9 protein-coding genes, 1 tRNA gene and 1 pseudogene are annotated in these 11,154 nt (G+C 47.3%); all 11 read left to right on the top strand.

From position 1 onward, the window contains the following. Window positions 1–356: 356 nt before the first annotated feature. Window positions 357–1,010 (top strand): annotated as a pseudogene (locus BUA79_RS11290) (ABC transporter permease); the annotation flags it as partial. Next, complete coding sequence (locus BUA79_RS11285; RefSeq protein WP_073994528.1) at window positions 1,003–2,427, top strand: dipeptide ABC transporter ATP-binding protein; 1,425 nt, start codon at window positions 1,003–1,005, stop codon at window positions 2,425–2,427. The pseudogene BUA79_RS11290 and the gene BUA79_RS11285, both read left to right, overlap by 8 nt. Window positions 2,428–2,479: 52 nt before the next feature. Next, window positions 2,480–2,551, top strand: a tRNA-Gln gene (locus tag BUA79_RS11280). 94 nt (window positions 2,552–2,645) lie between these two features. Beyond that, on the top strand, window positions 2,646–3,479 hold the full coding sequence (locus tag BUA79_RS11275) for a CvfB family protein (RefSeq protein WP_073994530.1): 834 nt from the start codon (window positions 2,646–2,648) through the stop codon (window positions 3,477–3,479). A 4-nt stretch (window positions 3,480–3,483) separates the two neighbouring features. Next, a complete protein-coding gene (locus BUA79_RS11270; RefSeq protein WP_073994527.1) occupies window positions 3,484–3,861 on the top strand; it encodes a RidA family protein in 378 nt (125 codons plus the stop codon). Window positions 3,862–3,935: 74 nt separating this feature from the next. Continuing rightward, window positions 3,936–5,024: a PucR family transcriptional regulator gene (locus BUA79_RS11265; protein ID WP_073994526.1), complete on the top strand. Its 1,089-nt coding sequence runs from the start codon at window positions 3,936–3,938 to the stop codon at window positions 5,022–5,024. Between the two features lie 63 nt (window positions 5,025–5,087). Further along, on the top strand, window positions 5,088–5,774 hold the full coding sequence (gene ftsE, locus BUA79_RS11260) for a cell division ATP-binding protein FtsE (RefSeq protein ID WP_073994525.1): 687 nt from the start codon (window positions 5,088–5,090) through the stop codon (window positions 5,772–5,774). Continuing rightward, window positions 5,764–6,672 (top strand): permease-like cell division protein FtsX, encoded by a 909-nt coding sequence (gene ftsX / locus BUA79_RS11255; RefSeq protein ID WP_073994524.1) that lies wholly within the window; start codon window positions 5,764–5,766, stop codon window positions 6,670–6,672. Before ftsE ends, ftsX begins: the two co-directional genes overlap by 11 nt. Window positions 6,673–6,685: 13 nt before the next feature. Beyond that, on the top strand, window positions 6,686–7,876 hold the full coding sequence (locus BUA79_RS11250; RefSeq protein ID WP_073994523.1) for a murein hydrolase activator EnvC family protein: 1,191 nt from the start codon (window positions 6,686–6,688) through the stop codon (window positions 7,874–7,876). Between the two features lie 20 nt (window positions 7,877–7,896). Beyond that, window positions 7,897–9,078, top strand: coding sequence for a S41 family peptidase (locus BUA79_RS11245; RefSeq protein ID WP_073994522.1), 1,182 nt, complete (start codon window positions 7,897–7,899; stop codon window positions 9,076–9,078). A 74-nt stretch (window positions 9,079–9,152) separates the two neighbouring features. After that, window positions 9,153–11,144, top strand: a complete 1,992-nt coding sequence (uvrB, locus tag BUA79_RS11240; RefSeq protein ID WP_073994521.1) for an excinuclease ABC subunit UvrB — start codon at window positions 9,153–9,155, stop codon at window positions 11,142–11,144. Window positions 11,145–11,154 lie beyond the last annotated feature (10 nt).

Raw genomic sequence — 11,154 nt, 5'->3', positions numbered from 1 at the left:
TATGGCGATTAGCATTTGTAAGCGATATCTAAAGTGTATTAATGTAACGTCATTGGATGTCGTTACATTAATACAGAAATATATTTTACCAATACGGCCTGGGCGTCAAGACCCTCGTAAAGTCAAATCCCAGACCGCAGTTGGATTCCTCTACAGAGTAGCTTAATCCATAACAATAATACTATTAAAAATGGCAGATGACAATCTGTCTTTTTGGCATACATATAAATCTAATATACCTTCAAGAATATAGCAAAAAAGGATTCCGAACTCAGAAAAAGACTATATCTGAATTTCGAAATCCTCGTTGTATTATTTGTCTTCTCTTAACTTAATGACATTGGCCTGGAGGGGGGCATATTTTTGGTACCGATAATTATGGTCGTGACATCTTCAGCCGGATTATGAACGGGGCCGGAACCACCTTTTTCATTGCCCTGTGCACCGTGCTTATTGGTGCTGTTTTCGGAGCGGTGGTTGGCCTGGTGGCTGGTTACGTGGGAGGATGGTTTGATGAAGTGGTCATGCGTATCAACGACATGCTTACAGCATTTCCCAGCATACTGCTGGCTCTGATTTTTGTCAGCATTCTGGGACCCGGCACGTTCAACATCATACTGGCCCTGGGAATCCTTTTTATACCCAGCTTTGCCCGAATCGTAAGAAGTGAAATGATACGGCTGAAGGAATTGAATTTCGTGAAAAGCGCCAGATTGATGGGAGCTGGAAGACTCCGCATCATTTTCGTGCATATTCTGCCGAATACATACAAAACCCTGCTCACCACAGTGGCCGTCGGATTCAACAATGCGGTGCTGGCAGAGGCGGGTATGAGCTATCTGGGGCTTGGCGTCCAGCCGCCCGGTGCAAGTCTCGGCAGGATGCTTCTGGAGGCCCAGAGCTATCTGTTCACGGCACCCTGGTCAGCCTTGTTTCCAGGCATTACCATTGTTGTGATTATTTTGGGATTCAGCCTCATTAGCGAAGGGTTAGGTGAAGAAAATGCTTAATGTCTCCCATATAACGATAAAATTCGAGGAGGACACGGTAGTGGATGACCTTTCCTTTCGTCTTGAAAAAGGAGAGATAGTGGGTGTGGTGGGGGAATCCGGTTCCGGTAAGACCCTTACAGCCCTTTCCATCGCCGGACTTCTGCCCAGAGAGGCCCGGATAATCGGAAAAATCGAACTGGACGGAGTGGACCTGAATGACCTGTCCGAAAGGGAAAGAAGAATGTATAAGGGCAAGGAGATCGGGATGGTCTTCCAGGAGCCCATGACCTCGTTAAATCCGGTGTACAGGATTGAAAAGCAGTTGGATGAAATGCTGAGGCTCCATACGGATTTATCCAGGGATGAAAGAAAAGACAGGATTCTGAAGGCCCTGGAAGAGGTGGAGCTTCCGGATCCGGAAGCTGTCTGCGACAAATATCCCCATCAGCTCTCGGGAGGCATGCAGCAGAGGGTCATGATTGCCATGGCGCTAATTGTGCGGCCCAAACTGATCATCGCAGATGAACCCACAACAGCTCTGGATGCTCAGGTGCAGTCACAGATTCTCAAGCTTCTGCAGAAAATCAACCGGGAGACCCATACAGGAATCCTGCTGATTTCCCATGATCTGAACGTTGTGAAGGAGATTTGCAGCCGCGTGATAGTGATGCGTGACGGCATATGTGTTGAAACGGGCGAGATCGAGGATGTATTCACCCATCCGCAGCATGAATATACAAAAAAACTCATTTCCTCCATAATAAAGGGGAAAAAAGAGGTCAAGGCAAATGACAGCAGTTCCATATTGGAACTGAAGAATCTGACGATATATTACAAGGAAAAGACCAATTCCCTGTTCCGGAAAAATGTCCGCTATGAAATATTCAAGGATTTTAACCTCCGCATCCAAAAGGGGGAAATTCTGGGAATCGTCGGAAAAAGCGGATCGGGAAAAACGACGCTGTCCAATACCATAATGGGGTTTCATAAAGATTTCCGGGGGGAGATAGTTCACTATAGCAGTATGCCCCAGATGGTGTTTCAGGATGTATACAGTTCGTTGAACCCGGCCAAAAAAATTGGATGGATTCTGGAAGAGCCTCTGCGGATAGGGGGAAGGGCATCCTCAGCGGAACGGAAAACGAGGGTGTCTGAGATGATGCAGAAGGTAGGACTGGACGAGGAGTATGCAGACAGGTATCCCCACGAGCTGAGCGGCGGGCAGAGGCAGAGGGCCAGCATAGCCCTTGCCCTGATGCTGAAACCGGCCTTTATCATTGCGGATGAACCCGTTTCGGCGCTGGATGTCACCATGCAGGCTCAGATTCTTGAACTGCTGATGGATCTGCAGAAGGAGTTCAATCTCTCCATATTATTCATTTCCCACGACAAAAATGTAGTGGATAAAGTATGCGACAGAATTATTTCAATTTAGGTATTGATAAATCCAAGGACATAGGGTATAATACTTTTTGTCTTTGGGATATTGGCCCATCGCCAAACGGTAAGGCACTGGACTCTGACTCCAGCATCTCAAGGTTCGAATCCTTGTGGGCCAGCTAAAATTTAAAAAAGAGGCGGAATAGCCTCTTTTTTGTGTTATAATTATCTCCAGCAGTGGGGAATCAATAAAATAAGGGATAAGGTATGAAAATGATCGAAGTGGGCAGACGCCAGAGATTGAATGTTGTAAAGGAAACGGATTTTGGAATATATCTGGGTGACGAGACAGAGAGAGTCCTCCTCCCCAAAAAACAGGTGCCGGAAGGCACACAGATCGGAGATGAACTGGAAGTTTTCGTCTACAGAGATTCTTCAGACCGTCTGATAAGCACGACCAGAATGCCCCTGATTGAAATGGGAAGCCCTGCCCGCCTTGCGGTAAAGGATGTAACCACCATCGGAGCCTTTTTGGACTGGGGACTGGAAAAAGATCTGCTTCTTCCTTTTAAAGAGCAGACCAGAAGAGTCGGCCCGGGAGAAACCTGCCTGGTGGCTCTGTATGTGGACAAGAGCGGCAGGCTCTGCGCCACCATGGATGTGTATGATTATCTGGAGACAACAGACGGATACGAAAAAGATGAAGAAGTGAGCGGCACCGTTTATGATATACGGGAAAATCTGGGCGCTTTTGTGGCTGTGGACGACAAATACTTCGGCCTGATTCCGCACAGCGAAATATATAAGGATTTGAAAATCGGAGAAGTTATTAATGCCAGGGTAATGGAAGTCAGAGAAGACGGCAAGCTCAACCTGAGCACCCGAAAGAAAGCTTATCTGCAGATGGAAGACGATGCCCAGGCAATCTATGAAAAGATCAGCCAGGAATTTGGCGGTGTGCTTCCATATAACGACAAAGCGGCCCCGGAAGTGATCCGTAAAGATTTCGGAATGAGCAAGAACGAATTTAAAAGAGCCGTGGGAAAACTGCTGAAGGAAGGCCGCATTTCCATAGAAGAAAATTCAATCGGTATCAGGGAGGAATAGGAAAATGAAAAAGAACATCAGTACAGATAAGGCGCCTGCAGCGATCGGACCGTATTCACAGGCTATCGAAGCAAACGGATTTGTATTTACTTCCGGAATGATTCCGATTAATCCTGAAACGGGTGAGATACCGGCCGGAGCAGAGGCACAGGCACATCAGGCCATCAAGAATCTCATTAATCTACTGGAAGCTTCCGGAACCGACGCTTCCCGGGTGGTAAAAACGACAGTATTCATTCAGGATATGAATGATTTCTCCTTAATCAACGAAGTCTATGCGGGATATTTTCCGTCTCCGTTTCCAGCCCGCTCCTGCGTGGAAGTGGCAAAACTGCCGAAGGGCGTCCTGATTGAAATTGAAGCAGTTGCATTGGCGAAATAAATATAAAAAAAGCTTTAATTTATGAATAGAATAGATTAATATAAAAGAAGGAAAAATAGAAAGGGCGTGGACCGATGATTTCTAACCAAATTATACAAAACACCATCGAGGGAATTAAATTAATAACAAGAATTGATTTATGCGTTTTGGATCTGGAAGGGCGCGTGTGTGCCACTACGTTTCCCGTTGAAGGGGAATATAGTGAAGCAGTAGCCGCTTTTGTGAATTCTCAGGCAGACAGCCAGGCTGTCCATGATAATCAGTTTTTCAAAATAAGTGATGAGATACAAGTAGAATACGTGATGATTGCCAAAGGCAATACAGATGATGTATATATGGTTGGCAAGCTGGCAACATTCCAGGTTCAGAGCCTTATTGTTGCATATAAAGAGCGTTTTGACAAAGACAACTTCTTCAAAAACCTGCTGCTGGACAACCTGCTTCTGGTGGATATCTACAACCGTGCCAAGAAGCTTCACATTGAGTCGGAAGTCCGTCGGGTGGTTATGATTATCGAAACTCCACTGGGCAAGGACAATGCCACTTTGGAAACGGTTCGCGGGATGTTTTCCTCTAAGTCCAATGACTTTGTGACGGCCATCGATGAGAAGAGCATCATTCTTATCAAGGAAGTCAAGCCAGAGGAGTCTTATGACAACATCAGCAGATTAGGAAAGACCATCTGCGACACACTTCTTTCCGAGGTGGGAAGAGATGTGCGTGTTGCTTACGGAACGTCCGTTTCAGAGATCCGGGAAGTTTCCAAATCGTATAAGGAAGCCAGAATGGCTCTGGATGTAGGAAAGATTTTCTTTGATGAAGAAAAAGTTATCGCTTACAGCAAGCTGGGAATCGGAAGACTTATTTACCAGTTGCCGATGCCACTTTGCAAAATGTTCATCAAGGAGATTTTTGACGGAAAATCACCTTATGACTTTGATGAGGAAATGCTTACAACCATAAACAAATTCTTTGAGAACAGCCTGAACGTGTCCGAGACATCCAGACAGCTGTACATCCATAGAAATACACTGGTTTACCGTCTGGACAAGCTGGAAAAGAGCACAGGCCTGGATCTGCGTATATTTGAGGACGCCATCACCTTTAAGATTGCGCTTATGGTAGTGAAATACATGAATTATTTTGAGAAAAACGACATTTAATCAAAAATCCAAACTCATACAAGGCATTTGATCAGGCACCGGGGAGTAGGAGGCAACGTATAAATGATAACAATGGAAAATGTCAGTAAATCATACACGGAAGGCTCACTTGCCCTAAACAATGTGAGCCTTACTATTGAGAAGGGTGAGTTTGTCTTTATTGTTGGAAACAGCGGTTCGGGCAAATCGACCCTTATTAAGCTTCTCCTGAAGGAAATTGAGCCAACGGAGGGACGGATATATGTAAACGGCCGCAATCTGAACAAACTTACAAGACACAAGCTTCCTTACCTGAGAAGGGATATAGGAGTTGTGTTTCAGGATTTTCGGCTGCTGAAGGATAGAAATATTTATGAAAATATAGCTTTTGCCCAGAGAGTCATTGGGGCGCCCAAACGCAAGATTAAGACGAGGGTGCCGGAAGTGCTTTCTTTGGTCGGGCTTTCAGAAAAATACCGCTCTTTTCCAACGGAACTGTCCGGAGGGGAGCAGCAGAGGGTTGCCATGGCCAGGGCGCTTATCAACCGGCCTGTAATCATGCTGGCGGATGAGCCGACTGGGAATCTGGACTATAAGAACTCCTGGGAAATTATGAAGCTTCTGGAAGAAATCAACAACCGGGGAACTACGGTCCTGGTCGTGACCCATAATCGGGAGATAGTGGATGCCATGCAGAAGCGGGTCATCACTATGCAGAAGGGCGTTATCATCAGCGACGAAAAAAGGGGCGGCTATAGTTATGAAAATTAGTACAATCTTTTACTGCATCAGGCAGGGCTTGAAAAATATTCAAAGAAACAAACTGTTTTCCCTGGCTTCCATTGGCACTATAGTTGCCTGCATCTTTCTGCTGGGGATGTTCTATTCCATTATCATCAATGTCCAGCATATGGTTGCCCAGGCAGAAGAAACCGTATGCATCACGGTATTTTTTGACGAAGGATTAACCCAGGATCAGATCGATGAAATTGGAAATGTTATCCGTGCCAGAAGTGAGGTTTCAAAGCTTGAGTACACCTCGGCAGAACAAGCCTGGGAGGCCTTCAAAACGGAATATTTTGCAGATAACCCGGAACTTGCGGATGGTTTCAAGGACGACAATCCCCTGGCGAATTCAGCGAACTATCAGATTTATCTGAAGGACATATCCACTCAGCCAGCCATGGTGACCTATTTGCAATCCGTAGAGGGTATCAGACAGGTCAACCGTTCCGAGGTAGTGGCCAGCACACTGTCGGATTTTGGTAAAATGGTAGGATATGTATCGGCGGCTATTATCATAATACTTCTGGCTATCGCGATTTTCCTGATCAGCAATACCGTAACGATTGGAATAACGGTACGAAGAGAAGAAATACGAATCATGAAGCTGATTGGCGCCACCAACTCTTTTATCCGGGCTCCATTCGTGATAGAAGGAGTCTTAATCGGCCTGATTGGGGCTATCATTCCAATAGCCATATTGTATTTTGTCTACAAAAACTCTGTTGCTTATATATTATCCCAGTTCCAGATTATAACGGGGGCATTCTCCTTTTTGCCCATGGGGGAAGTCTTTGCCGTCATGATTCCGGGAGCCCTGATTATCGGAGCTGGAATTGGGCTCATTGGCAGCTCGATAACTATCAGAAAACATTTGCGCGTTTGATAAGGGGATAGATATGAAGAAACGTCTGATAAATATTTGGAGCATTGTGATTACAGTCCTGCTGGTGATTTCCCTGGCAGTGGTACCGGCTTTCGCCACCAGTGTGCAGAAAGAAGAAGCAAAAAAAGAAGAGCTGCAGAATGAACTGAGCGAAGCCCAGAAGACGCTGAATAATCTGAAAGATCTTAAATCGGATACAGCCGCATATGTGGAAGCTTTGGATGGGGAACTTTCCAAGGTATATGAAAGCGTAGGTGCGTTAGAAGATCAGAGCGCCCAGAAGGCGACTCAGATTGCGGCGCTGGAAGAAACCATAGCCCAAAAACAATCAGAAATTGAAGCAGGCTATGCTGCCATGAAGAAAAGGATTCAGTTCATGTACGAGAATACCCAGTCTTCCTACGTTGAAATGGTTCTTGGATCCAAGGACGTTTCGGAACTTCTCAATAAAGCGGAATACCTGTCCGAGCTTACAGGATATGACCGGAATATGCTGGATCAGATGAATGCGGCTATGCAGGAGATTGAGAACTCCAAGGCAGCCATTGAGGAGGAACAGGCAGCTATCGAAGCACTGAAAGCGGAGCAGGAGGCGAAGCAGGCGGAGATTGAGGCCCTGACCACTGAAAAGCAGGCCCAGCTGAATGAATATGATTCGATGATTGAGGATACAGAAGCCCAGACGAAGCAGCTGGCAAAAGAGATTGCCCAGCAGGAAGCCGCAATTGCCTCCATCAAAGCAAAGGTAGATGCGACCAACAAGACCAGCGGAGCGTCTGGAGGGAAAACCTATACGGGACAGTTCCTGTGGCCTGTAAACAACGGATATAAAATCAGCGACAGTTACGGCTGGCGCACCTTGAATGGCGGCTCCCAGTTCCACAACGGAATTGATATGCCGGCGCCTATCGGAACACCAATCATGGCTGCGGAAGCCGGCTCCGTGGTTATTTCCCAATACAGCACTACGGCCGGGGAATGGATTGTAATTTACCATGGAAACAACACATATACGGAATACATGCACTGTGATACAAGGAATGTTTCAGCAGGCCAGACAGTCACAAAGGGTCAGGTCATCGGAACTGTGGGCAACACAGGGAATTCGTTCGGCTCCCACCTCCATTTCGGTGTGAATGTACAAAGCGGATCCGGCTTTTCGGTGTATGACCGTGTCGATCCCAGTCCGTACCTGGGAATCTGACCTAATGAAGGAGCTTGAATTTGAAAAATAAAAATACATTTATAAAGGGTTTTATCGGAGGCATCATCCTGACGCTGATTGTGACCCTGGTATTGATTCCCATCTTGAGAGGACAGCTGGGGGAAGGGAACTCTTCCATACTCAGCAATCCGGAGGTCTCCGGAAAGCTGAACGTCATAGAGACTCTGATTGATCAGTATTATCTGTATGATGTCGACACGGCCAAGGAAGCAGAAGGAATATATGCCGGCCTGACTGCCGGACTGGACGATCCGTATACGGTTTACTTTACGGCCCAGGAATATGCGGATCTGATGGAAAGCGTATCGGGATCCTACAGCGGCATCGGTGTGTCCGTGAACCAGAGCGAGGATGGGACCATCACAATAATCAAGTTATTTGAAGGCTCACCTGGTCTGGAGGCCGGAATGAAGCCCGGTGACATCTTCTACGCAATAGACGGAAAGAAGGTAGAAGGCAGTGATTTGTCCACGGTAGTTGCCGGTATAAAAGGCGAGCCGGGAACCACGGTTGACATAACTGTAATCCGGGACGGGAGCCCCATTGATTTCACAGTAACCCGCAAAGACATTGAGATTCCCACCATCGAATACTCCATGCTGGAGAATTCCGTCGGATACATATACATAGCAGGATTTGATACGGTGACACTGCCCCAGTTTGAGGCTGCACTCAATGACCTGAAGGCGCAGGGGATGAAAGCACTGATTTTTGATGTGCGGGACAACCCTGGAGGAAGTCTGGACACTGTTGTCGGTATGCTGGACCTGATTCTTCCGAAAGGATTGATTGTTTATACGGAAGATAAAAATGGGAAACGCAGCGAAGAAAAATCCGATGCGGAAAGACAGCTTACACTGCCCATTTCGGTTCTGGTTAATGAGCATAGTGCAAGCGCATCAGAGATTTTCGCGGCAGCCATCCAGGACTATGGATTGGGAAAAGTGGTCGGGCAGACAACCTATGGAAAGGGAGTCGTCCAATCCATATTTCCGCTGGAGGACGGTTCCGCCCTTAAGCTGACCGTTGCCAATTATTATACTCCGAAGGGAAACACCATCCAGGGAATCGGCGTGAAACCGGATTATGAGGTCGCAATACCAGAGGCTGCCTACGAAGATGGAACCGTGGACAAGAGCGAAGATACACAGTTACAAAAGGCTATAGAAGTGTTAAAATAATAGTGACTCATAAAGTGGACTGTCTTAGATAAACTAAGATAGTCCTTCGTATATTGTAACGAAAGGGAAAAGAAATGGGATTATTTGAATTAGTATCGGAATATGAACCTACCGGAGACCAGCCCCAGGCCATTGAAAAGCTCGTAGAAGGATTCAGGAGCGGAAACCAGTGCCAGACGCTGCTGGGTGTTACCGGTTCAGGAAAAACCTTTACTATGGCGAATGTCATCCAGCAGCTGGAAAAGCCGACCCTCATCATTGCCCACAATAAGACCCTGGCGGCCCAGCTCTACAGCGAATTCAAGGAGTTCTTTCCGCAGAATTCCGTGGAATACTTTGTATCCTACTATGATTATTACCAGCCTGAGGCCTACATGCCCTCTACGGATACCTATATTGAAAAGGATTCAGCCATAAATGAGGAGATAGACCGCCTGCGTCATTCGGCCACGGCAGCCCTGGCCGAACGACGGGACGTGATCATTGTCTCCAGTGTTTCCTGCATTTACGGGCTGGGGAGCCCAATCGACTACCAGGAGATGGTGGTATCCCTGCGTCCGGGCATGCAGAAGGACCGGGAAGAAGTCATTAAGAAACTGATCGACATACAGTACAACAGGAACGAAATGGATTTCAAACGTGGAACATTCCGCGTAAGGGGAGACGTGCTGGAGATCATCCCTGCCGTCAGCGAGGATAATGCCTTACGGATTGAATTCTTTGGAGATGAAATCGACCGCATTACCCAGATAGACATCCTCACAGGAGAAATTAAGGCAAAGCTGGAGCATGCGGTTATATTTCCGGCCTCCCATTACGTTGTTCCCAGGGAGCAGCTGGAGAGGGCGGCAGATGACATCAAGGCGGAGCTGGAGGAGAGAGTCGCCTACTTCAAAGAAGAAGGGAAGCTTCTGGAGGCACAGCGTATTGCCGAGCGGACCAATTTTGACATAGAGATGATGCGCGAAACCGGATTCTGTTCGGGGATTGAAAACTATTCCAGACATCTGACTGGTCTGGCACCCGGAGCGCCGCCCCACACCCTGATAGATTATTTTCCGGATGATTTCCTGATTATCATTGACGAGTCCCATATCACCCTGCCACAGGTCCGGGGAATGTTCGCAGGGGACCGTTCCAGGAAAAATACCCTGGTGGATTATGGCTTCCGCCTTCCGTCCGCCCTGGATAACCGTCCTTTGAGCTTTCCGGAGTTTGAGGCAAAGATCGACCAGATCATGTTCGTCTCTGCGACACCCAGTGTATATGAGAAGGAGCACGAGCTTATGCGGGCGGAACAGATTATCCGGCCTACCGGCCTTCTGGATCCCAAAATCGAGGTACGTCCGGTGCAGGGTCAGATCGACGATCTCATCAGTGAAATTAACAGGGAAGTAGATAATAAGAACAAGGTTCTGGTGACGACGCTGACCAAGAGGATGGCAGAGGATCTCACGGATTACCTGAAAGATGCGGGAATCCGTGTGCGCTATCTCCATTCAGACATTGACACTATGGAGAGAATAGAAATCATCCGGAATATGCGTCTGGATATATTTGATGTCCTGGTGGGAATCAACCTTCTGCGTGAGGGGCTGGATATCCCGGAAATAGCCCTGGTGGCCATCCTGGACGCAGACAAGGAAGGGTTCCTGCGCTCGGAAACCTCTCTGATCCAGACTGTCGGCCGCGCCGCCAGAAACTCCGACGGACGTGTCATCATGTATGCGGATAAAGTGACGGAATCCATGAGGCTGGCCATCGCCGAGACGGAAAGAAGAAGGATGATCCAGCAGGAATACAATGAGAAAAACGGTATTACCCCCACAAGTATAAAGAAATCCGTCCGGGATTTAATCAGCATCTCGAAGAAGGCCGAAAAGACAATTATGCAGCTGGAAAAGGATCCGGAATCCATGGACGGCCGTGAAATAGAAAAACTGATAAAAGACATTACCAAGAAGATGAAGAAGGAAGCCGCCGAACTGAATTTTGAGGCAGCTGCCGAGTTAAGGGACCAGGTCGCTGCCCTGAAGGAGCAGATACGGATCCGCAAAGAAAGGTAGATATAAATAA

Origin of the sequence: Parasporobacterium paucivorans DSM 15970 (assembly GCF_900141895.1) — a bacterium.
Taxonomy (GTDB): Bacteria; Bacillota; Clostridia; order Lachnospirales; family Lachnospiraceae; genus Parasporobacterium; species Parasporobacterium paucivorans.
The sequence above is the reverse complement of the archived record's forward strand: the minus strand, read 5'-3'. Positions and strand labels throughout refer to the sequence as shown.

Coding starts and splice junctions, on each gene's coding strand:
- BUA79_RS11285 (WP_073994528.1), top strand. CDS start 1,003: ATGCTTAATGTCTCCCATATAACGATAAAATTCGAGGAGGACACGGTA.
- BUA79_RS11275 (WP_073994530.1), top strand. CDS start 2,646: ATGATCGAAGTGGGCAGACGCCAGAGATTGAATGTTGTAAAGGAAACG.
- BUA79_RS11270 (WP_073994527.1), top strand. CDS start 3,484: ATGAAAAAGAACATCAGTACAGATAAGGCGCCTGCAGCGATCGGACCG.
- BUA79_RS11265 (WP_073994526.1), top strand. CDS start 3,936: ATGATTTCTAACCAAATTATACAAAACACCATCGAGGGAATTAAATTA.
- ftsE (WP_073994525.1), top strand. CDS start 5,088: ATGATAACAATGGAAAATGTCAGTAAATCATACACGGAAGGCTCACTT.
- ftsX (WP_073994524.1), top strand. CDS start 5,764: ATGAAAATTAGTACAATCTTTTACTGCATCAGGCAGGGCTTGAAAAAT.
- BUA79_RS11250 (WP_073994523.1), top strand. CDS start 6,686: ATGAAGAAACGTCTGATAAATATTTGGAGCATTGTGATTACAGTCCTG.
- uvrB (WP_073994521.1), top strand. CDS start 9,153: ATGGGATTATTTGAATTAGTATCGGAATATGAACCTACCGGAGACCAG.